We start from the raw sequence: 22,438 nt of genomic DNA on the forward strand, positions 1-22,438 counted from the left end.
GCAGCGTCGCCGGCGTCAGCTGGTAACGCACGCTCGCTTCGTAGTTCGCGAAGCGCAGGCTGCCGCCCGCGATGATGTCGAACGTCGAGTTCGTGTACAGCAGCGCGAGCGTCGCCGGCCCGATCGCATACGTGCCGCCGAGGCCCCAGACCTGGTTGCGCGACACGTTGCTGATGATCGACGACGACAGCGAATAATAGTTATCCGAAGGAGCCGCGCCGGTGGTGTTCGTCGCCGGGCTGTTCACGAGCGAGTACGCCGCGTCGAGGCGCAGCGGGCCGTTCGCGTAGTCCGCGCCGACGCTCCATGCGCGGTTGTTCGCGAATTCGCCGGCCGTGTTCGAGAACGCGTACATCGCGTTCGCGGTGAAGCCCGAGATCGTCGGTGTCGTGTACTTGAGGCCGTTGTTCGTGCGATAGGTGTTGTTCAGGTCGTCGTTGTCGAACACCGCGTTCGCGTATTGCGACAGCGCGCCGACGCCGTTCGTCTGCTCCTGCCACAGGAAGTCCTGCACGCTGTTGTACTGGCGGCCGAGCGTCACCGTCCCCCAGCGGTTGTTGCCGAGCGCGACCCACGCGCTGCGGCCGAACATCCGGCCCGCCTGGCCCGCCGCGCCCGATTCGAGCGAGAAGCCGTTTTCGAGCCGGAAGGTGGCCTTCGTGCCGCCGCCGAGGTCCTCGGTGCCGAGCAGGCCCCAGCGCGAGCCCTGCACGTTGCCCTGGGTCGCCTGGTACGCGGAGTTGCCTTTCTGGTTGTTCGTGTAGGTGAAGCCGGCGTCGACGACGCCGTACAGCGTGACGTTGCTCTGCGCGTGAGCGGCGCCAGCGCAACCCCTGCGACCGCGGCGGACATGATGCTGCGGACGATGTGCTTGTTCATTGTGGTTTCCTTGAGTCCGGATCGATGTGGAACGAGTGAACGCCGGCAAACGCGAACGGCTGCCGGCAGGCCGGAAGGCGCGACGTCAGTGAACCAGCTTGCGCGCCTTCCATTTGCTTGCGCTCCTGTGCGAGAAGTGCGAGCGCTTCTTCGGACGTGACCCGCACGGGCGGCGTCACGAGACTGACGACTACGCCGGCCGCGAACGCGGCGACGACCGAAGGAATGCAGGGATTGCCCCAGAAGCTGCTCCACGACGGCACCGCCATCACCGCGAGCGACGTGCCGGACGCGCTGACGAGCGTCGCGAGCGCGCCCTGCCACGTGAAGCGCGGCCCAGAAGCGGCCGAGCACGCCGCATGCGAAGAGGCCCGACAGCACGGTCGCGATCATCTTCGTGATGTAGCTGATGATGTCGCTCGACGGCAGCGCGAGCAGCAACGCGACGCCGATCACCGCGACGAGCGCGATCCGCGAATGCGCGACGGCCTTGCGCGGGTCCGGCTGGCGGCGGGTCAGCATCGAGCGGATGTCGACGAGCAGGATCGACACGGCGCCACCGAATCGGCGCTCGACGTGGACAGCGTGGACGACATGCCGGCCGTCAGCACGATCAGGCCGAGCCACACCGGCAGCACCTGCGACGCGAGGAACGGGAACGCGAAGTCGGCGTTCGGCAGCTTCGGATCGAGCGCGTGCGCGGCCATGCCGATCACTGCGGGCAGCAGCGAGAAGAACAGGTACAGCACGCCGGAGATCAGGAACGAGCGGCGCACCGTGCCCGCGTCGCGGCCCGCGTAGATCCGCTGGCGATACGACGGCGTCGCGAGCACGCCGACCGCGACGACGACGGACAGCGACAGCGCGTGCAGCGGCCCGATCTTGTCGAGCGCGAGGAACGTCACGGCGGCCGGGTCCATCTGCGCCTGGATGTGGCCGAGACCGCCGCGAGCGTGACCGAGAAGAACGCGATCAGCACGAAGCCGATGAACAGCACGATCGCCTGCAGCGTGTCGGTCCACACCATCGCGGTATAGCCGCCGATCACGACGTACGCGGCGAAACCCGCGGCGATCAGCACCTTCGCGAGCGTCAGGTCGATGTGCGCGATCCACGCGAGATAGAGGCCGCCGCCGAGAATGTGCGAGCCGAGCCAGCCGAGCGACGCGATCAGCATCAGCACCGCGGACACGTTCTTCACGATGCGATTCGCGCCGACGTAATACGACAGTTCCTCGCTCATCGTCATGAACTGGAACTTGCGGATCGGCGCGAACATCCACGCGAGCAGCAGGATGCCGACCGCGCCCGCCGAGCCCGTAGAGCACGCCGGCCCAGCCGTTTTTGTACGCGAAGCCGACCGCGCCGATGCTCGAACCGGTGCCGACCATGGTCGCGACGGTGCTGCCGAGCGTGAGGAACAGCGGAAATGAGCGGCCGCCCAGCAGGAACTCGACGCCGGACTTCTGCCGGCGGCTGAGAATCGCGCTGATGACGACCATCAGTACGACGTAAGAAATGAATCCTGTCAGGAAGATTTCGTTTTCATGGTCACTCTGATAGCAGGACTAAAGGGACGCCTTGCTCCCGTCGCAAGCGGTCGCGATGGCGCGTGGTTTTCGGATCGGGGGAAACGGACGGCCCGCGGACAACGTGCATCCGGCAGGCGTGCGCCGACACGGGCCGCATTGCGCCCGCCTGCGCTCTCTTCGCCACCCCGTATTACTTAATTACGTATCAAATAACTTAATTATGAATTAGTCTAGGGACGGTCAGATGGGGCGTCAAGGGCGTCAAAATTAATCGGCGGCCCCCGCAGAAGGCTTGGCGTGCGGGTGTGCGCGCATCGAAAGCGAAGGGAAAAAACGACGTGAAAACGCCGCGCGCCTGTTCAGGCGCGGCGCACGGCGAGATGGACGAAGGGGAGAGAAGGAATCCGGAGCGCGCGGGCTAAACGACGCCGCATACGCCGTATAGGCGGGTAAACGTTAATGAACGACTGTTGCGCGCAGCGCGAATTCGCACAGAGGGGCTTGCGCCGGGTCACTGCGCCGGCGGCTGCGGACTGTTGGCCGGATTCGTGTCGAATTTCGTGACGGCCGTGATGCCTTCGGGCTCGACCAGTTTGCGCAACTCCGCTTTCGAGCGCGTCGGCGACATCGGCGCGGATAGACCTGCTCGCCGCCGACATACACCGTGAACGACCGCAGATAACGCGCCTGCTTGTCCGGGTTCCCGATCGTCGCGCGCGTCCACCGGTAAAGCGGATAACCGTCCGGCCGTTTTGTTCCGCTTCGCGCACGTAACCGGCGAACGCATCGAGCTGGCAGACCAGCGTCGCGCGAAACCGGCGCAGCACGTCGCCGAGCGGCGGATGAACGCTGGCCGCGTGGTCGCCGCGCAGCGCGCCCGCGAGCGCCTCCGATACGGTGAGCCGCAACTGGTACCGCCAAGCTTCGTCCTCCGGTTCGCGAGGCACGGTTGCGACCACGCGCGGCGCCTTCAGGAATCGAAATCGCAGCCCTCGTCGGCCTGCGTGATCGTCGCGAGAAACAGCTTGCGATAACCGCGCGCATCGGGGTCCTCGACACGCGGCGGCAGCGCGGCCACGCGCGCCGCGATCTCGTCCGCGCCGACCAGCAGGTCGAGCGAGCGCCGCGCGACGCTCAAGCGAATCCGGTCGCCGTCGCGCACGATCGCGAGCGGCCCGCCGATCGCCGCCTCCGGCGTCACGTGCAGCACGATCGTGCCGGCCGCGGTGCCGCTCATGCGGCCGTCCGAGATCCGCACCATGTCCTTCACCCCTGCCGCGCGAGCTTGCGCGGAACCGGAATGTAGCCCGCCTCCGGCATCCCCGGCGCGCCGACCGGGCCGATCCGCTTCAACACCAGCACGTCGTCCGCGCGCACGTCGAGGTCGGGGTCGTCGATCCGGCGCGCGAGATCCTCCGCGTCCTCGAACACGACCGCGCGCCCCTCGTGCTCCATCAGCGCCGCGCTCGCGGCCGACTGCTTGACGATCGCGCCGCCCGGCGCGAGATTGCCGCGCAGCACTGCGAGCCCGCCCTGCGGATAGATCGGCCGCGCGAGCGGCCGCACGACGTCCTGCCCGAACGGCGCCGGCGCGGCGTCCAGTTCCTCGCCGAGCGTGCGGCCGGTGACGGTCAACGCATCCAGATGCAGCAGCGGCTTCAGCTCGCGCATCACGACCGCGAGACCGCCCGCGCGATGCAGGTCCTCCATGTAGTGCTGGCCCGACGGCTTCAGATCGACGAGCACCGGCGTGTCGCGCGCGATCCGGTCCAGCGCGTCGAGGTCGATGCGGATGCCGAGCCGCCCCGCGATCGCGGTCAGATGGATGAGCCCGTTGGTCGAGCCGCCGATCGCGAGCAGCACGCGCAGCGCGTTTTCGATCGCGTGCGGCGTGAGGATCCTGGCGGGCGTCAGTTGCGCGCCGATCATCGCGACCGCCTGCGCGCCGGTGCGCTCCGCGATACGGATGCGATCCGCGCTGACCGCCGGCGGCGACGCGCCGCCCGGCAGCATGATGCCCAGCGCCTCCGCGATGCACGCCATCGTGCTCGCGGTTCCCATCACCGAGCAGGTGCCGACCGTCGGCACGAGCCGGTCGTTCACGGCGTCGATCTCCTCGGCGTCGATCTGGTCGCCGCGAAAACTCGCCCAGAAGCGCCGGCAATCGGTGCACGCGCCGACCCGCTCGCCGCGATGCGAGCCGGTCAGCATCGCGCCGGTCACGAGCTGGATCGCCGGCACGCCGGCCGCGGCCGCGCCCATCAGTTGCGCGGGCACCGTCTTGTCGCAGCCGCCGATCAGCACGACTGCGTCCATCGGCTGCGCGCGGATCATCTCCTCGGTATCCATCGACATCAGGTTGCGCAGGTACATGCTGGTCGGGTGCGAGAAACTCTCCGCGATCGAGATCGTCGGGAACTCGACCGGCAGGCCGCCCGCGAGCATCACGCCGCGCCGGATCGCGTCGATCAGTTGCGGCGCGTTGCCATGGCACGGGTTGTACGCGCTGCCCGTATTCGCGATCGCGACGATCGGGCGCGACAGCGCGTCGTCGGTGTAACCCGCGCCCTTGATGAACGCCTTGCGCAGAAACAGCGAGAAGCCTTCGTCGCCGTAATTCGTCAGCCCCTGGCGCAGGCCCGTGCGGTTCGAACCGTTCGGCATCGGGTGCCTCCTGATCGGTCGTCGGTGGGTGGTCCGGAAATTCTAACCGTTGCGGCGAACGGCGTTTTCCGGCGCGTTCGCGTTTCAGCGGGACGCAAACGTTTTGTCGTTCGACGCTTTATCGTTTGCGCAGTCCGCATTTAATTCGCGCATTCGAATGACGTTGCAACGAACCTTGATATCCGGTTACGGATGCGCGATTAACACCGTTCGCAAATGCCGTTTTAAATGCCGCGCGCCGCAATGCAACGAAATTGCGTATTGTCAATCTCCGTCGAAAAACGAGATAAGCGGCGAATCGCAAATGCGAATCGTGAAGGTAGAGTAACGCCTGCTTTGGATAGCGCGTCGCCGTCACATATCGTTCGCGCGGATCGAACCGGATGCGCAGGACGTTGCGCCGACGCCGTTCGACGAACCGCCAGCCGCAGCCGTACGCAACGCAGCACCGCCAGAAAAGCACCGACCAGAAATGTGGGCCGGGCTCGCGTGAATGCACGATGGACGCGAGCCGCGTATCGCCCGTTAAACGTATCCACTGAGAGCCGACGGCGCCGCACGCGCGGCGTCGGGCCATCGTGCCATCCGTAGTCGCCGGACCTCACTGCGCGTTCCGCTTTCGCGCTGCGCCCGCCGCCACCACGCGGCGGCCATGTCGCGAATCCAACGCCAGCCCGAACCTTCGAACCATGCGCAACAACGTGCCTGTTACCCAGCGCGAGTATCCGATCGCCGACGACACGACGCTGATGTCCGTCACCGACGTCAATGGCCGGATCGTCTACGCGAACGCCGCGTTCATCAAGACGAGCGGCTTCGACAAGAGCGAACTCATCGGCGCGCCGCACAACGTCGTGCGCCATCCCGACATGCCCGCCGAGGCGTTCGCCGACATGTGGGCGACGTTGCGCGCGGGCATTTCGTGGTCCGCCGTCGTGAAGAACCGGCGCAAGAACGGCGATCACTACTGGGTGCGCGCGAACGCGACGCCCATCGTGCGCGACGGCGTGCCGGTCGGTTATCTGTCGGTGCGCACGCGGCCGGGCCGCGACGAGATCGACGCGGCCGCGCAGCTCTATCGGCGTTTCGTGGACGGACGCGCGACCGGCTTGCGCTTCCATCATGGCCTCGTCGTGCGCGGCGGACTGCTCGGCTGGACCGCCGTGTTCCGGACGATGCCGGTGCGCACCCGCATCCGTTACGCGCTCGCGGCAGTCGCCGCGTGCTGCATCGCGGCCGCGTATGCAGCCGGTCTGCGCGGCGCGCCGCTCGGCGCGTTCGCGGCGGCGGCCGCGCTGCTCGGCGGCGCGACGGCGAGCGTGCTCGAACGGCAGATCGCGCGGCCGCTCGAACAGATGCTGACCGCCGCGCTCGGCGTCGCGGCCGGCGAGCGCGGCGGCGAACTGCGGCTCGGCCGGGTCGACGAGATCGGCATGCTCGCGCGCGCGATCCAGCAGTCGGGGCTGAACCTGCACTCGCTCGTCGACGACGTCAGCGAGCAGATCGGCGGCCTGCAGACGACGAACGACGAGATGGTGCGCGACAACGTCGACCTGAGCCGGCGCAGCGAGGAAGCCGCGTCGAGCCTCGAACAGACCGCCGCGTCGATGCAGCAGATGACGTCGATCGTCGATCGCAACGCGCAGGCCGCGAATCGCGCGGGCGCGCTCGCCGGCTCGTCGAGCGACGCCGCCGCGCAGGGCCGCGCGTGCGTCGAACGGGTGGTCGGCATGATGAGCGGCATCACCGAGGCGAGCCGGCGGATCAACGAGATCATCGGCGTGATCGACTCGATTGCGTTTCAGACCAACATCCTCGCGCTCAACGCGGCCGTCGAGGCGGCCCGCGCGGGCAGCACCGGGCGCGGTTTCGCGGTGGTCGCGGGCGAGGTCCGCACGCTCGCGCAGAAGAGCGCGACGGCGGCGAGCGAGATCCGCCGGTTGATCGGCGACAGCGTGTGCCGCATCGACGACGGCAGCGAAGTGGTCGGCGCGGCCGGCCATGCGATGAATTCGATCGTGTCCGAAGTCGAGCGGGTCGGCGCGCTGATCGCGGAGATCGGCAGCGCGACGAAGGAGCAGGCGGATGGCATCGGCCAGATCAACACGGCCGTCGGCCAGCTCGACCAGATGACGCAGAAGAACGCCGCGCTCGTCGGGCAGTCGGCCGCGACGGCCGAGTCGCTGCGCGAGCGCACCGCGCATCTGCTGCACGCGGTCGCCGTGTTCGGGCGGCATGACACGCTCCGGTCCGCGGTTCAACCGTCATCGACGCCGCGCTCGCCGACATGAGCCCGCACACGGACACGCTCGCCCGCAGCGTGCTGGCGCTCGACCAGCGGGTGCTGCGCGCGGAATGCTTCGACGCGCTGGCCGACGCGCTCGTGCACTGGGCGATGGAGGCGGGCGCGGACGGCGCGTATGTCGGCAGGCCCGACGCCGAAGGGCGGTTGCTGCCGGGACCGGCCGGCGACGAACGGACGCGTGCGTATGCACAGCGGCACCGCGTTTCGATCCGGCAAACGGAACCCGAAGGACAGGGGCCGGCCGGCGACGCGTGGCGCACCCGGCAGGTGCGGATCGCCGCGCTGTCCGTCGAACAGGACAACGACGCGGACGACGGCACGCCCGACGCAACCCGCTGGCGCACCTGCGCGGCCGTGCCGTTGACATACGACGGCCACGACGGCGGTCTGCTGTGCCTGTTCGCGCGCGAGACCGACCGTTTCGCGTCGCCCGACTGGACGCTCGCGCTCGACCACGTCGCGCTGATCGCCGGCGTCGCGCTCGACCGGCTGCGCCTCGGCGCCGAACAGAACCGTCTGCGCGAACTGGCGCTGCACGATCCGCTGACCGGCCTGCCGAACATGACGGCGCTCGCGCATCACGTCGAGCATGCGTCGGCGCGCAGCGCGCGCTCGAACGTGCCGCTCGTGATCGGCGTGCTCGACCTCGACCGCTTCAAGCCGGTCAACGACCTGTTCGGCCACGACGCGGGCGACCACGTGCTGCGCGAGGTCGCCGTGCGGTTGCAGGCGGGATTGCGCGCGAGCGACTTCGTCGCGCGCCTCGCCGGCGACGAGTTCGTGCTGGTGCTCGAAGGCGCGCGCGATCCGGTGCAGGCGTTGCGGCCGCTGTTCGACCGGCTGTACGAGCGGCTCACGCAGCCGTTCGACATCGGGCACACCGCGTGGCAATGCGGCGCGACGCTCGGGCTCGCGCTGTGGCCGAACGCGCCGGAGACGACGCTCGCGGACGTGCTGTCCGAAGCGGACCGCGCGCTGCGCGAAAGCAAGGCGCAGCGGGACCAGCGCGAGCACTGGTGGCGCTGGGCGTTGCAGGCGCCCGCGCCGCTGCCCGCGCTCGCGCGCGACGCCGATCCGTCGGGGTTGTACAGCCCTCACCTGCCGCAACTGGCGTCGCTGTCCGCCGCGTTGCAGCGCGACGCCGGAAGCATCGTCAACGAGTTCTACGAGCGCCTGACGCGGCTGCCGAAGTCGTCCGTGATCCTCGAATCGCTGACCGACTTCGAGCTTCAGCACCTGAAGGCGCAGCAGATCCAGAACCTGTTCGTGCTCGCGGACCCGGGCCTGGCCGAAGCCGATCATCGCGCGATGGCGATGCGCGTCGGCCGCATTCACGCGATGGTCGGGCTGGAGCGCGAGGAACTGGTGCGCAGCCGTGGCCTGCTCGCGGCCGCCGTCTACGCGCGGCTCGGCGGCGAGCGCGACAGCGGCGCGCTCCAGGTGCTGAGCCGCCGCCTGAACCGTGATCTCGCGTGGCAGACCGAAGCGTACGAACGGCTGCAGGACGAGCGCCAGCAGGTGCTGTTGAGCATCGCGCGGCTCGCGGGCACGACCGAGAACTACCCGGACCTGATCAACCGCGTCGTCGAGATTCTCGGCACCTGCGACGAGGTCGCCGGCTGCTCGATCGGCCGTCCCGACCGCGACGGCCTGTTCCGCGTCGAGGCCGCGTCGGGCCGCATTCTGGAGAAGCATCCGCGCCAGCCCGGCCCCGGCGCGGCCGGCGCGCACGACGGCATCCGGGTCGCGGACCTCGCGTGGCGGAGCGGCGCGAGCGAACGCTGCATCAACATCGGCACCGATCCGCGCATGACGTCATGGCAGGCGGTCGCGAAACGCGAAGGACTGTGCTCCAGCGTCGCGATTCCGGTCTGCCAGCCCGGCCACCCGCCGCTCGCGATCCTGACGCTGCACAGCGCATTTCCGGGCGGTTATTCGTCGGCCGAGCAGATCGCGTTCACCGACCTGCTGCAAACGCTGCTCGCGTTCGCGATGGGGCGCATCGCGAACCTTCAGGGGCCGACGCACACGATCCCGCAGGCGACGCGGCAACGCTGGGCCGCGCTGCTCCGCTCCGACGCATTGCAGATGCACTGCCAGCCGATCATGGACCTGCGGACCGGCAACGTGACGAAGGTCGAGATGCTCGCGCGCCTGTTCGACGGCTCGCGCCTCCTGATGCCGAACGAGTTCCTGCCCGCGCTGACGTCCGACGACTTTTTCGAACTGTACGTGCGCGGGCTCGGCCAGGCGCTCGTGTACCGGAGGCAGTGGCTGGACAGCGGCGTCGCGCTGAACGTGTCGCTGAACCTGCCGTCGAGCGCGCTCGGCGACATTCGCTACTTCGACGCGACCCGGCGCGGGCTCGCGACACACGACTGTCCGCCCGCTGCGCTGACGCTCGAAATCCTCGAAACCGACGCGCTGCCGCCCGACGTCGACGTGCCGGCGGAACTGGCGCGGTTTCGCGCGCTCGGCGTCGTGCTCGCGGAGGACGATCTCGGCGCGGGGCACAGCAGCCTCGCGCGGCTGCGCGAGCTGCCGTTCGACTGGATCAAGATCGATCGCAGCATCGTGAATCTCGCCGGCCGCAACCGGTCGAGCGTGCTGAACTTCATCTATCAGTTGACGCGGCTCGGCCATTCGCTCGGCAAGTCGGTGATCGTCGAGGGCGTCGAGGACGATGCGCTGCTCGAAGCGATCGCGATCCTGAAGGCCGATGCGGTGCAGGGCTACCGGATCGCGCGGCCGATGCCCGCGCGCCAGTTGCTCGACTGGCTCGCGAAACGTCCCGCGCCGCCCGACCCGGGCGCGCAGCCGCAAAGCGCGCTCGGCAAGCTCGCGCGGCTGCTGATCTGGGAAGAGCGGATCAACCTCGTGCTGAACGATGCGGGCGCGTTCGAGCGGCTCGCGGCGATCGTCCGGACCTCGGCCGCGACGCCGCCGGATGCCGAACCGGCGGCCGTGCCGCCGCCGTCGTTGTGCCATGCGTGTCCGCTGACGAAGTTCTTCGCGGACATCGAGGCCGCGCTACAGGACGACGAATCCGATTCGCTCGCGCAGCGCGCGCTGCTCGACGCGGCGCTGATCCACCGGCCGGGCAGCGCGGCTTACTGCCTGGCGCGGCAATGTCTGATCGCGACGCTCGGCGTCGGGGCCGACGCCGCGTAGCGGATCGATCCGTGGGAATGTCCTGGCGAGGCGGCGAGGCCGCCGGTCCGTTCTCCGGCAACCTCGCCCCGCCATTTCAGCGGGTCCGCCCGATCACGCCGGCACGGCTTGCCATGCGTTCGCGGTCCGCGCGGGCGCGCTGGCTTCGCGCCGGCGCGTCGCCGCCGGGTCCGCGAGCTTGAAGAGGCCGACCGTCGACAGCAGCGCGTCGGCCTGCTCCTGCAACGACGCCGCGGCCGCGCCCGACTGCTCGACGAGCGCGACGTTCTGCTGGGTCGCGCGTTCCAGATGGTCGATCATGTCGCGCACCTCGCCGATCTGCCGCGTCTGCGCGCGGCATGCGTCGTTGATCTCGCCCATGATCGACATCACGTTGCCGGACGACGTGACCACTTCCGCGATCGTGTCGCCAGCCGAATCGACTTCGCGCGTCCCTTCGTTCACGCGCGTCACGCTCTCGCCGACGAGCGCCTTCACCTCGCCCGCCGCCTCGGCGCTATGCTGCGCGAGCTTGCGCACCTCGCTCGCGACCACCGCGAAACCGCGTCCGTGCGTGCCGGCGCGCGCCGCCTCGACGGCCGCGTTCAGCGCGAGGATGTTGGTCTGGAATGCGATCGAATTGATCACCGCGATGATCTCGCCGATCCGGTCCGACGACGCGCGGATGCCGCGCATCGATTCGGTCACGCGCCCGACCGCCGCGCCGCCGTCGCCCGCCGTCGTCGACGCGCGCTTCGACAGCGAGTCCGCGTGCATCGCGTTGCTCGCGTTCGCGGCGACGCTCGCGTCGAATTCGCCGAGCGCGCTGGTCGCCTGTTCGAGCGCGCTCGCCTGACGCCCGGTGCGCTCGCCGAGATCCGCGTTGCCCTGCGCGATCTCGCGGCTCGCCATGCTCACGCCCTCGGCCGCAAGCCGCACCTGGGTGACGATGTCCGCGAGCGTGTCGCGCATCCGCGCCACCGTCGCCATCACGCTCGACGTATCGCCGGCGTGCAGCGCGACGCTGCGCGACAGGTCGCCTTCGCGGATCGAGTCGGCCAGCGCGATCACGTCGCGCGGATCCGCGCCGAGCGTGCGGCCGATGCTGCGTACGACGAACCACGCGACCGCGAGACCGAGCGCGCACGCAAGCGCGGCGAGCACGCCCATGAACAGCCGGAAGTCCGCGCTGATGCGGCGCGCCTCGGCGCCCTGCTGTTCGCTGCGCGCCTGCTCGAAGTCGATCAGCGCGTTGATCGACGCGAGCCATTCGACGAACGCCGGACGGGCGCCGTCGAGCAGCACGCGGCGCGCGCCCTCGGCGTCGCCGCCGCGCTGGCGCGCGATCACGTCGTCGATCAGCGGCAGCGTGCGGGCGCGCGCCGCGTTGATGCGCGCATAGATCGTCCGCTCGGCCGGCACGATGCCGACGTTCGCGGCGAACAGTTGATCGAGGGGCTGCGCTGAGTGGTCGTAGTCGGCCGCGAGTTGCTGGATGTGGTCGACGACGGCCGGCAGTTCCGTCGCATCGACCAGCAGCACGTCGCGCACCGCGATCGACCGGTCGTGCACGCTGCCGCGGAAGTTGATCGCATAACGCTCCTTCACGCCGTTCACGTCGATGATGTCGTCGAGCCGCATCCGGATGTTGTGAACCTGGTAGATCGAGACCGCCGCCAGCGTGACGAGCGCGACGAGCAGCACGCCGAATCCGCCGATGAGTTGTGCTCGCACTGTCATGCGCCGCATCGATATCATGATGACCCCGTAGCCGTTGTGGATTTCGCGCCGGCAGCGGCGATGCGCCGATGCGGGCTTCGTGTGGTAACAGCGGCAGGCGCCGTTTTATTCCCGGTCCGTGAACGATGGGTCGGGAAGGATGACTGAGCGCCTGTCGCGCTGTGATGAGCTTTGCCTGGGCGGCGCGAATTGGCCATTTGAAGTTCTCAATGCCGCCGATAGGGTCCGCCGCGGGTCCGTCACACAAGCCCGCACCGCGCGCGGGTTCTGCATGGAATCGGCGCTGTGAAACGCGCCGAAATATGACAGAATGGCGCCGCCGTTGCACAGGCGCGGCGATAAAAGAACAGGATGGCAAGGAGTCGAGACAGGTGATACAGCGTATTTCGGGTTTTTTTACTGGCGTCGTGCATCGGGTGCTGCCCGATCCGTTGATCTTCGCGATCCTGCTGACGGTGCTGACTTTCGTGCTCGCGTTCGGGCTGACACCGCAGCAACCCGCCGACCTCGCGATGATGTGGGGCACCGGCTTCTGGAACCTGCTCGCGTTCTCGATGCAGATGGCGATGATCCTCGTGACCGGCCACGCACTCGCCAGTTCGGCGCCCGTGCGGCGCCTGCTCGTCGCGCTGGCGAGCTGCGCGCGCACGCCGGCCCAGGGCGTGATGCTGGTCGCGTTCGTCGCCGCGATCGCGTGCGCGATCAACTGGGGCTTCGGCCTCGTGCTCGGCGCGATGTTCTCGCGCGAAGTCGCGCGCCGCGTGCGCGGCAGCGACTACCGGCTGCTGGTCGCATCCGCGTACATGGGGTTTCTGACGTGGCACGGCGGGCTGTCCGGCTCGGTGCCGCTCGTCGCCGCGACGAAGGGCAATCCGATGGAAAAGGCCGTCGGCCTGATCCCCGTAACCGACACGATCTTCACCGGCTATAACGCGTTCATCACGATCGGCCTGATCGTGATGCTGCCGATTCTCGCGCGGCTGATGATGCCGAAGGAAGGCGACGTGGTGTCGGTCGATCCGGCGCTGCTCGAAGATCCGCCGGTTCCGGTGCGCAAGCTCGGCCCCGATTCGACGTTCGCGGAACGGCTCGAAGAGAGCCGCGCGCTGTCGATCCTCGTCGCGCTGCTGTGCGTCGCGTTTCTGGTGGTCCGCTTCTCGCGCAAGGGCTTCGCGCTCGACATCGACACCGTCAACCTCGTGTTCCTCGCGGCCGGCCTCGTGCTGCACGGCACGCCGATGGCCTATGCGCGCGCGGTGGCCGGCGCGGCGCGCGGCGCATCGGGCATCATGATCCAGTTCCCGTTCTATGCGGGCATCCAGGCGCTGATGGACCACTCGGGCCTCGCGGGCATCATCACCAAGTGGTTCGTCGATATCGCGAACGTGCATACGTTCCCGCTGCTCGTGTTCCTCAGCTCGGCGGTCATCAATTTCGCGGTGCCTTCCGGCGGCGGCCACTGGGTCGTGCAGGGGCCGTTCGTGATGCCGGCCGCGCAGGCGCTCGGCGCGGACCTCGGCAAGTCGGCGATGGCGATTGCGTACGGCGAAGCGTGGACCAACATGGCGCAGCCGTTCTGGGCGCTGCCGGCGCTCGCAATCGCCGGGCTCGGCGTGCGGGACATCATGGGGTACTGCGTGACGACGCTGCTGTTTTCCGGCGTCGTGTTCATCGCGGGGATGTACCTGTTTTGAGGGGCGCTCCGCGGATGTGAGCGGGGCGAAGCCGGTTATGGCGCCTGCCTGCATCAGGCCGTATCGGATCGCCGACCTCTCGCGTCCGCGCTTGCGTTGAGCAGCGGGACGCTGCCTCGCCCGCCGTCGAATTCGTGGAAATACCCGATCGGGAAAGCCGGATCAAACGATGGGGGCCGCTATTTCGGCGAATCCCCCGGTAAATAAAAAGCTGCCCGCAATTCGTAGCTGCGCTGCGTTTCCTCCGCCTGCGCTCAATTCGCCTGCCGGCATTCGTGGACGTCCGGCGTTTTCGACGCGGTGTACGTTCCGCCTCCGACGGCAAGCCAATTCCCTCGACCGGCCACAGACTGGCGGTCGTTGCCAGGCCGCGCACGATTGTGCCCGCGAGAAGGATCGAACCGCGCCGGGAAGGCCGCTTACCCGGTCGCGGACGCCGTGAAAGAAAGGCGTAGCGTACTCTCCGACGCTCATGGAGCGGTCCTTGCGCGACAGCGCCAGGGCGTCGGCGTTTAGCGGCATTGCCATGCTGGTTCGCAGAAATCCCAGGCAGAACAATATTAATTCTGAATCGAACGATGATGGAGAAGGACTCCCAAGCATTGGGCATTGGACACCCCCATTGCGGTGCCGCAGCCCCAATAAATTACAAATGGAAAGCTTGAATGGCGACTTGCAAACGTTTGCTTAAAAGATATGACCATTTGATTAAAATCAGGCACGGCTTGTGCATTGGTATTGCTAAACACTCAAAAACGGAAACTCCATGTCGAATCCACAAGCCATTGTCGAACTGACGCATGAAGTAAGACGCCTTGCCACCGGCAAGATCAACGAGATCAACGACATCAACCGCGAAACCACCTTTCTAGCGTTGAACGCGCTCATCGAAGCAGCGCGCGCGGGCAATGCGGGCAAGGGTTTCGCCGTCGTAGCGAACCAGGTGAAGTATGTCTCGAAGCGCATTTCCGAAATCACCACAGGGTTGAACAAGGAACTGGCGGGTTCGCTGTCGACGCTGACCGAACTCGGCGACAGCATGATCGAGCGGTTGCAGTCGCATGACGGCCAGCGTTGCGCCGATCTTGCGCTGAACATGATCGACGTCGTCGACCGGAATCTGTACGAGCGGTCGTGCGACGTTCGATGGTGGGCGACCGATTCGGCGGTGGTCGAATGTCTCGTGGATCAGAACGATGCGTCGGCGGACCATGCGAGCAGCCGGCTGGCGGTGATCCTCGACAGCTATACGGTCTATCGCGATCTGTGGGTCGTCGATGCGAACGGCGTGGTCGTTGCGAATGGCCGTCACGATGTCTACCCGGTGCGCGGTCACAATGTCTCCAGCGCGGAGTGGTTCCGCGCCGCGCTGAAGACGAAGTCGGGTGCGGATTACGTTGCATCGGATATCGAAACGGTCGCGCCGCTTCGCGGCGCACAGGTTGCCACTTACTCGACTGCGATCCGCGAAGGCGGAGCCGTCAACGGGCGCGTGCTCGGCGCGCTGGTGATCTTCTTCGACTGGGCGCCGCAGGCCGACGCGGTGGTGAAGGGAGTCCGTCTGAGCGACGAAGAGTGGCAGCGGACGCGCTGCATGATCGTCGATTCGTCGTTCCGCGTGATCGCCGCATCCGATAGCAAAGGCATACTGGCGGAACGTTTTCACCTTCAGGCCAACGGCAAGCGGTCCGGATACTACGCCGCGCCGAACGGCACCGTCGTATCGTTTGCCGTTACGCCGGGCTACGAAACATATCGCGGGCTGGGCTGGTATGGCGTGGTTGTGCAGCGGCTCGCGTAGAAGCGGTATCGAAGTGCGCGGCGTGCTGTAGACCGCAGCATGCCGCGCCGATGGCGAAGTCTTCACGACCTGCACCAGTGCGTGCATCACGAGCACGACACGCCCGGCCGTATTACGCGGCGTAGCCCGCCTCATGGCAAGCGGCCCGGACAAGGTCCGGCGTCGCGCGCCTCCTCCTCGTCGGCCATCGGGTCCGGCAATCCCCGAAAGCGGCTGACGAAAAAAGCAACGCCCGTTTCCGTTACGCCCCGCGTTGCAAGTCTTCGACGCTAGAATCGGCGCGACGCTGGCCCATCGATCCCGCACAACGGATGAAACCGGACCCGCGTCGAGCGGCGAGACGTCCACCCGATTCGCTAGAAGTGAAACGCGCCCATGGTGGAACGCAGCCGCGTACTCTGTTCGCTCAACACGGCCGCCGTTCGCGCGGCGTTTTCCACCATCCCGGCGTTCTGCTGGGTGGTCCGGTCTATCTGCGCCACCGCCGTCCCGACTTCGACGATCCCCCGCTGCTGTTCCGCCGAGGCAATCGAGATCTTCGAAATCAACCCGGAAACGCTTTGCGACGACGCGACGATACGCTCGATCGTCTGCCGGGCCTCGGTCACGACCTCGGCTCCGCGCCGGCTCTGATCGACGGAGTCGTTGACCAGCTCCTTGATCTCCTTCGCCGCCGCGGCGCTGCGCTGCGCGAGGCTGCGCACTTCGGCGGCCACCACCGCGAACCCGCGCCCTTCGGTTCCGGCCCGCGCGGCTTCGACCGCGGCGTTCAGCGCCAGGATGTTCGTCTGGAACGCGATGCTTTCGATGACGGCGGAGATGCCCGACACGCGTCCCGCGCCGGCGATGATGCTCTCCATCGTCGATTGCACGCCGGCAATCGAGCCCGCGCCTTCCGCGGCCGCATGCGATGCGTCGCCGGCCAGTTCGGCCGCCTGCTTCGCGCTCTCGGCATTGACCTTCACCGCGTTCATCAACTCGGCCATCGCCGCCGAGGTCTGTTCCAGCGCCGACGCCTGATCGTCCGTTCGCGCGGACAGTTCCCGATTGGCCGTCACGATCTCGCTTGCCTTGCCGCCCACGGTTTCCGTGATGCCCTGCGCCTCCAGGACCATGCCGATGAGACTGCGATGCATCGCGCCCAATGTCGATGCGAGTTTGCCCGCTTCATCGTGGGAATCGCGGTTCGGCAGTTCGCACGCGAGGTCCCCCGCCGCGAGGCGCTGGCACGTCTCGATCAGCGCACGCATCTGCACCACCGCGCTTTGCCGGATGACCACGCCCGAGCGGAGCAGCAGCGCGACGCAGGCAAAGCCGATGGCCATAGCGGCCGCGCCTCTGCCGCTGTCGATCCCGTTGTAACCGGGCGCAGCGAGCATGGCAGCCAGAACAACCAGGATGCCGGCGCATTGCTTCAGATGCCCGTCGACGGTCCCGGGCCAGAACCAGCGAACGCAGCCGCGCAACCCGGTGCGCATGATGCGTCCGTTGCGAACGGCGAATCCGGACGACCCGCGCTTCAACGCGCGATATGCGTTCCCGGCAAGCTCGATCTTCTGCCGGGCCGGCCTGGACCTGACCGTCGTATAACCGGCATGACGCCCCTCGATCACGGTGGGCGTCACCGTGACGTCGGCCCAGAAGTATCGGCCGTCCTTGCGGCGATGCTTCATCACGCCGCTCCACGCGCCGTTGGTTTTCAGCGTCTTCCACAGATCGGCCGACACCTGGTCCGGCATGTCCGGGTGGTACAGCAGATTGCTCGGCGCGCCTTGCAGTTCGTCCATCGTGTAGCCGCTGACACGCGCAAATGCCGGATTTACGTAGCAGATCTTGGCGTCGGCGTCGTTGCGGGTAATGAGAAAATCGCGATCGTCGAACTGATATTCGCCCGACCCGCTCACGTCGTGGTCAGGTTGTTGAGCCTGCATGTGGGGATGTCTCCTCTTTGTTGCGTATCCTGGCCGCGTCCGGGTCGGCGCGAATCCGCCCCGCCGTTGCAATGAATCTGAAAATCGGCCTTCACGCAGCGCCGGAACGCAACCGCTGCTTCAGATCCCGCAGTTCCCGCTCGCCGGTCCATAGCACCTGCTTCAGGCTGTCGGACTGCGACGCCAGTTGCCCGATCGACGCGCGGCACTGGTCCGCTGCATGGCTGGCAAGACTCAGCAGACTTTCACGAACGGCCTGCACCAGTTCGCCATGCAGACGCCGGTAATCGACGCCCACCACCTGGTCCGGATGACCGCTGCCTGCCGCCTGTGCGACCACGATGTCCTCGTATCCCGCATCGTCGGCGACGGTTATCGTGGCGAGCGCGGGGTCGGTCGCAACGACGTATCCGGCCAGGTGCTCGTTCGCCTCGCGCGTGAACGCGTCGAGGACCGACTGCGAAAGGCCGTTCCGGATCGCCGTCACGTCGTGCGTTTCGGCATGACGTTCCAGCAGTTCGGGCAACGTCGGCATCACGCTGCGCCAGATGCCCGCCGCGATTTTTTCCCGTTGCTGTTCGAGCAGATCGACGGCGGTTCGCGACGCTTCGTCCATCTGATCCAGCAACGGCAGCACGTCCCGCAACAACGTCCGCAGAACGTTTTCTTCCAGATGGTGCAGCAATATCTCCGCGCACTTGCGCCGCTTGTAGGCCAGGGCGGGTTCGCCGATCGCGAGCAGCGCGCCGTAGAGCCTGTCGAATCCCGCTTCGGTCAGGGCCGCCGGGGTTTGCCCCTGCTCGCGCGCCACGTGAACCGACAGCGACACAGGCGTTCTCAACAGCGCCGCGTCCACGCCCATTGCCACGAGTTTTCCCGCCGCCCGCGCCGCGACGTCCGCTTCCTGAAGCGCGCGATTCCGCGCGGTCTTGTTGCGCAGCGCCTTCACGATCTCGCCGTCGATCTCGTCTTCGTCGTATGCGTCGCTGCGCGTCACGACCGGCAGCAGCGGCTTGTTGCGATGAAGCTCGCGGGCGATATCGTCCAGCTCCTGCACCTGCCCCGGCGACGTGGAACTGGTCAGCCACAACACCGCATCGGCGCTGTCGGTGAAACGCTGGGTCAGCGCCGCGTTCTCCAGCGTCATCGAATGCAATCCCGGCGTGTCGAGCAACACCAGGTTTTCGCCAAGACGCACGCCTTGCAGCCGGGCCGTGGTTTCGGTCGTACCTTCCTCCAGACGCGCCGACGTCTCGACAATGCGACCGCTGTCGAGATGAAAATACTGCACCGCTTTCCCGTGAGCGGCGAAGCGATCGGCGAGGAAGTTACAGAGCGAACTCTTGCCGGCGTTGAACTTGCCGAACACCAGCAGCAGCACCTTGTCGTCGAAATGGTCGGCCAGGGCGCTGGCCGGCTCCAGACTGGCCCATTGCCGCGCCCATGACGGAACGGCATCCCGCAACAGGGTGTTGATCGCGTCCGCGTTTCGAGCCAGGGGGCTACGTTCGGTCAGGCCGCGGGATACCAGACGATGCGCCTGAAGCTCGACACACAGTCTCTCGAACCACGCATTCAGCGAATCCAGGATCGCGCCGAGATCCTGCGCGACAAACTCGAACGCATCGACCTCCGCGATGAAGCGATGTTCGTTGCCGAGGTCCGTTTTCATGCGCGTTCTTCCAACTGGTCCAGCGCAGCCGATGCCTTGTCCGACGCGGCCATGGCCGCTTCGGTTTGCGCGATCAGCGAGGCCAGCGCCTGCCGGTCTCCAGAGCGTTCGTAATAGTGGCCGAACTCGCGCTGCATGCGCTGCCGGCCCGGCTCTTCGCAGAACATTCTGCGCAAGTCCTTGCGGAATTTCACGGACACGCCCATCACGGCGATCATCACGGTATTCAGGCTGCGCGCCGCCGTATGCTGCTCCGACGGCAGGTCGATCACGCCATGCCCCGCCAGAAAACCGTCGATTTCGATGCAGGCGCGCGAATACGCGATCTGGATGTGCGCGCGCTCCAGCTTGCCCGCGGTGATCGCATACGCATCCTTCGCGGAGTCCGGCACGATGGCATGGTCTTCGCCCAGCGCATCCAGCATCGCGGCGATGTCGCCGCCCACCTTGTCGATGACGGCCTTCAGGCCCCGGCTAAAGTCGTGCCGCTGCCGTTGCTGCGTGTCGCGCAACGCTTCGAGCGATTGCCTCTGCGCGGCGCGAAGCTGTGCCAGTTCCGCACGAATTTCCCCGTACAAAAGCGCGGTTTCATGCGCACGCGCGCCCGGCACGCGGGCCAACGCGTCGTCCAGTGCCGCGAGCAGCGCGGGAATTCCGCTGCGCTCCTGAAGCAGTTTCTTCGCACCCTCCACGCCCTTGCGATGGCGCGTGGACGAAACCGCATTCAGTTCGACGCCCGGCATCTGCGCGCCGATGGCGCTTGCGACCGTTTGCAGTTCGGTCTCGTCGGCCAGTTGATCCACTTGCGACAGCACGAACAACGTTTGCCGCTTCGTTCTGCCTGCGTCCGTGCGCAGTTCGGCCAGCAGCGACCGTTCCTTCGCATCCAGTTCGCCTTCCTTCGCGGAGTGGACGAACAGCCGGATATCCGATCGCCGCCACGCGGCCTGCAGCGCATGGGAGTCGTCCTGCGCGCCGGCGTCCGCGTCGAGCCCCGGCGCGTCCAGCCACCGCACGCCGCGATGCACGCGGTCCGACAACGTCACGGTCTCGCGCCGGTCCGCCACGGCGAAGATATCGTCGCCGATCAGTTCGTTCAGCAACCGGCTCTTGCCGTGGTTGTATTTGCCGACGACGGTGACAACGGGTTCGATCCCGTCGGCCAGGCATTGCAGCCGCGCCAGATCGCCGGCGCGGCCCGGCAGCACCGATACGACCTCGCGTACTGCCTGTTCACGAATCTCGCTGGACAATCTTCGGCCCCTCAGGTTTGCTGAAATCCGGACAGCGCCGCGTCGCCCGTCCCTTCGCACGAGCGTGCCGGCACTATTCGGGCAATACGGCCACGGCCTTGATCTCGATGATATAACCGGCCTCGCCGCACAGCATATGCGCGCCCACGGCCGTCCACGCCGGCAGCGGATGCGCATCGAGATACCGGTCCCGCACCCGCATGAACAGCGGCAGGTCGCGCAGGTCCGTATGGAACGTGGTCAGGTCCACCACGTCGCGCAGCGACGCGCCCGCCGCATGCAGCACCGCTTTGAGGTTCTCGAATGCCTGCACCATTTGCGCTTCGCGCCCTTCCACCAGACGCATGTCGCGGTCGCGGCCGATCTGGCCGGATACGTAAATCGTATTGCCGACCTTCAGCGCCGGTGCATAGCGAACCTTCTCGTACACCGCTTCCATTCCATCGGGAATGATGGCCTTGCGATCTGTCATGAACCTGTCTCCATTGAAGCGTGTTTCCGCACGCCGGGCCACTGTGGCTCGCGGCGCGGCCCGGTCTTCTGTCATTGCCCGCCGCCTTCCGAATCCGGCGACTACCGCTGCGGCCCGCCTGTCATGTTTTGGTCTCCCCCGCCGAACTCAATTCCATCGTGACCCGCCGGGACACCTTCCAGCGCAGCAGCGCATGCGCGGCGAGGCCGAACAGCAGGCCCCAGAACGCAGCGCCCAATCCGAACAACGACATGCCGGAAGCGGAGACGATGAACGTCACCAGCGCGGCGTCGCGATCCTTCACGTCGCTCATCGACGCGGCCAGCGCATTCGCAATGGTCGGAAACAACGCGAGGCCGGCAAGCGCCGCGATCAATTCCTTCGGCAGCATCGCGAACAGCGACAGCACGGTCGCGGCGATACAGCCGAGCACGAGATACAGCACGCCGCCCGCCACGCCAGCCACGTAACGCCGGTCCGGGTCCGGGTGCGCGTCGTGGCCGGTGCAGATCGCGGCGGTGATCGCAGCCAGGTTCAGCCCGTGGCAGCCGAACGGCGCGAGCACGGCGGACACCGCCGCCGACCATGCGATCAACGGTCCCGCCGACGGCCGCGTGTAGCCGCCGTTGCGCAATACCGCCATGCCCGGCACCCACTGCCCGGTCAGCGCCACCACCATCAACGGCAGCGAGAGGTTGACCACGGCCTGCCAGCCAATGCGCGGCGTGGTCCATGCCGGCACGGTGAACTGCAGCGACGGCGCGTGGCCGGTCAGCTTGCCGCCCAGCACCGCAACCAGCGCGCCGACGGCCAGCACGCCGACCACCGCATAACGCGGAAACCATCGGCGGCCGGCAAAAAACGCGGCGAACATCGCGCCGACCAGCAGCGGCTGCGCCGGCAGCACCACGAACATCTTCGCGGCGAAGCCGAACAGGATGCCGGCCAGCATCGCCGCCGAAATGCCGGCCGGCAGCCGCGAAACGATCTTGTCGAAGGTGCCGCTCACGCCGATCACGAAGGTCGCGACACTGGCGACCAGATACGCGCCCACTGCCTCCGGAAAGCTCACCGTCGGCAGCAGCGTAATCAGCAGCGCCGACCCCGGCGCGGACCATGCGACGACCACCGGCACCCGGTAGCGCAGCGACAGCACGATGCCGAGCACCCCGGAGCCGATCGAGATCGTCCACACCCACGATTCGAGCAGCGCGTGCGGCATCCCCTGCGCGGCCTGGAACACCAGCACCAGCGGCCCGGCAAACGAGATCAGCGTCGCGATGCAGCCGGCCACGAGCGCCGGCAGCGACGCGTCGCGCACGAGTTGTTTCCACGCGTTCATCGG

16 protein-coding genes and 1 pseudogene are annotated in these 22,438 nt (G+C 67.3%); 4 read left to right on the forward strand and 13 right to left on the reverse strand.

Annotation, left to right across the window (positions count from 1 at the left end; all coding sequences use genetic code 11):
- The 7 genes and pseudogenes from BLV92_RS26865 to BLV92_RS31830 form a co-directional block, all read right to left on the reverse strand.
- Positions 1-793 (reverse strand): porin (locus BLV92_RS26865; protein ID WP_244283993.1); only part of this gene is annotated, 793 nt, incomplete at its 3' end.
- An 82-nt stretch (positions 794-875) separates the two neighbouring features.
- The gene (locus tag BLV92_RS32395; protein WP_208862145.1) at positions 876-1,148 is read right to left on the reverse strand and encodes a hypothetical protein; all 273 of its coding nucleotides are present in this window, start codon (positions 1,146-1,148) and stop codon (positions 876-878) included.
- A gap of 246 nt (positions 1,149-1,394) precedes the next feature.
- The gene (locus BLV92_RS32975; protein ID WP_208862146.1) at positions 1,395-1,799 is read right to left on the reverse strand and encodes a sodium:solute symporter family transporter; all 405 of its coding nucleotides are present in this window, start codon (positions 1,797-1,799) and stop codon (positions 1,395-1,397) included.
- Positions 1,781-2,176, reverse strand: a complete 396-nt coding sequence (locus BLV92_RS32980) for a sodium:solute symporter family transporter (RefSeq protein WP_342029125.1) — start codon at positions 2,174-2,176, stop codon at positions 1,781-1,783. The genes BLV92_RS32975 and BLV92_RS32980 overlap by 19 nt, the downstream gene beginning before the upstream one ends.
- A 594-nt stretch (positions 2,177-2,770) precedes the next feature.
- Positions 2,771-3,370, reverse strand: coding sequence for a hypothetical protein (locus BLV92_RS26875; RefSeq protein ID WP_342029126.1), 600 nt, complete (start codon positions 3,368-3,370; stop codon positions 2,771-2,773).
- Positions 3,353-5,075: pseudogene (locus BLV92_RS26880) on the reverse strand (IlvD/Edd family dehydratase); the annotation flags it as partial. The gene BLV92_RS26875 and the pseudogene BLV92_RS26880, both read right to left, overlap by 18 nt.
- 118 nt (positions 5,076-5,193) lie before the next feature.
- Positions 5,194-5,652, reverse strand: a complete 459-nt coding sequence (locus tag BLV92_RS31830) for a hypothetical protein (protein WP_143040736.1) — start codon at positions 5,650-5,652, stop codon at positions 5,194-5,196.
- A gap of 112 nt (positions 5,653-5,764) precedes the next feature.
- Between BLV92_RS31830 and BLV92_RS26885 the strand changes: the two genes are divergently transcribed.
- A complete protein-coding gene (locus tag BLV92_RS26885; protein WP_090551514.1) occupies positions 5,765-7,366 on the forward strand; it encodes a methyl-accepting chemotaxis protein in 1,602 nt (533 codons plus the stop codon).
- Entirely contained in the window at positions 7,363-10,551 is a 3,189-nt protein-coding gene (locus BLV92_RS26890; protein ID WP_090551515.1) for an EAL domain-containing protein, read from the forward strand. Before BLV92_RS26885 ends, BLV92_RS26890 begins: the two co-directional genes overlap by 4 nt.
- A gap of 93 nt (positions 10,552-10,644) precedes the next feature.
- On the opposite strand, the gene BLV92_RS26895 is transcribed toward BLV92_RS26890, so the two are convergent.
- Entirely contained in the window at positions 10,645-12,270 is a 1,626-nt protein-coding gene (locus BLV92_RS26895) for a methyl-accepting chemotaxis protein (protein ID WP_143040737.1), read from the reverse strand.
- 371 nt (positions 12,271-12,641) lie between these two features.
- On the opposite strand from BLV92_RS26895, the gene BLV92_RS26900 reads away from it, so the two are divergent.
- Positions 12,642-13,964 carry a TIGR00366 family protein gene (locus BLV92_RS26900; RefSeq protein WP_090551518.1) on the forward strand — a complete coding sequence of 441 codons (1,323 nt, stop codon included), beginning with the start codon at positions 12,642-12,644 and terminating at the stop codon, positions 13,962-13,964.
- Positions 13,965-14,730: 766 nt separating this feature from the next.
- Positions 14,731-15,765: a methyl-accepting chemotaxis protein gene (locus tag BLV92_RS26905; protein WP_090551520.1), complete on the forward strand. Its 1,035-nt coding sequence runs from the start codon at positions 14,731-14,733 to the stop codon at positions 15,763-15,765.
- A gap of 356 nt (positions 15,766-16,121) precedes the next feature.
- Here the strand turns inward: BLV92_RS26905 and BLV92_RS26910 are convergent, their stop codons facing one another.
- The 5 genes from BLV92_RS26910 to BLV92_RS26930 form a co-directional block, all read right to left on the reverse strand.
- Positions 16,122-17,696: a methyl-accepting chemotaxis protein gene (locus BLV92_RS26910; protein WP_090551522.1), complete on the reverse strand. Its 1,575-nt coding sequence runs from the start codon at positions 17,694-17,696 to the stop codon at positions 16,122-16,124.
- A gap of 91 nt (positions 17,697-17,787) precedes the next feature.
- Entirely contained in the window at positions 17,788-19,368 is a 1,581-nt protein-coding gene (locus tag BLV92_RS26915; RefSeq protein ID WP_090551526.1) for a dynamin family protein, read from the reverse strand.
- Complete coding sequence (locus BLV92_RS26920; RefSeq protein WP_244283994.1) at positions 19,365-20,621, reverse strand: GTPase; 1,257 nt, start codon at positions 20,619-20,621, stop codon at positions 19,365-19,367. Before BLV92_RS26920 ends, BLV92_RS26915 begins: the two co-directional genes overlap by 4 nt.
- A gap of 73 nt (positions 20,622-20,694) precedes the next feature.
- Positions 20,695-21,093: a RidA family protein gene (locus BLV92_RS26925; RefSeq protein ID WP_090551530.1), complete on the reverse strand. Its 399-nt coding sequence runs from the start codon at positions 21,091-21,093 to the stop codon at positions 20,695-20,697.
- Between the two features lie 121 nt (positions 21,094-21,214).
- On the reverse strand, positions 21,215-22,435 hold the full coding sequence (locus tag BLV92_RS26930; RefSeq protein ID WP_090551532.1) for a benzoate/H(+) symporter BenE family transporter: 1,221 nt from the start codon (positions 22,433-22,435) through the stop codon (positions 21,215-21,217).
- Positions 22,436-22,438 lie beyond the last annotated feature (3 nt).

It is taken from the genome of Paraburkholderia caballeronis, from assembly GCF_900104845.1.
Classification (GTDB): Bacteria; Pseudomonadota; Gammaproteobacteria; order Burkholderiales; family Burkholderiaceae; genus Paraburkholderia; species Paraburkholderia caballeronis.

Coding starts and splice junctions, on each gene's coding strand:
- BLV92_RS32395 (WP_208862145.1), bottom strand. CDS start 1,148: ATGGCGGTGCCGTCGTGGAGCAGCTTCTGGGGCAATCCCTGCATTCCT.
- BLV92_RS32975 (WP_208862146.1), bottom strand. CDS start 1,799: ATGGACCCGGCCGCCGTGACGTTCCTCGCGCTCGACAAGATCGGGCCG.
- BLV92_RS31830 (WP_143040736.1), bottom strand. CDS start 5,652: ATGGCCCGACGCCGCGCGTGCGGCGCCGTCGGCTCTCAGTGGATACGT.
- BLV92_RS26885 (WP_090551514.1), top strand. CDS start 5,765: ATGCGCAACAACGTGCCTGTTACCCAGCGCGAGTATCCGATCGCCGAC.
- BLV92_RS26890 (WP_090551515.1), top strand. CDS start 7,363: ATGAGCCCGCACACGGACACGCTCGCCCGCAGCGTGCTGGCGCTCGAC.
- BLV92_RS26895 (WP_143040737.1), bottom strand. CDS start 12,270: ATGACAGTGCGAGCACAACTCATCGGCGGATTCGGCGTGCTGCTCGTC.
- BLV92_RS26905 (WP_090551520.1), top strand. CDS start 14,731: ATGTCGAATCCACAAGCCATTGTCGAACTGACGCATGAAGTAAGACGC.
- BLV92_RS26910 (WP_090551522.1), bottom strand. CDS start 17,696: ATGCAGGCTCAACAACCTGACCACGACGTGAGCGGGTCGGGCGAATAT.
- BLV92_RS26915 (WP_090551526.1), bottom strand. CDS start 19,368: ATGAAAACGGACCTCGGCAACGAACATCGCTTCATCGCGGAGGTCGAT.
- BLV92_RS26925 (WP_090551530.1), bottom strand. CDS start 21,093: ATGACAGATCGCAAGGCCATCATTCCCGATGGAATGGAAGCGGTGTAC.
- BLV92_RS26930 (WP_090551532.1), bottom strand. CDS start 22,435: ATGAACGCGTGGAAACAACTCGTGCGCGACGCGTCGCTGCCGGCGCTC.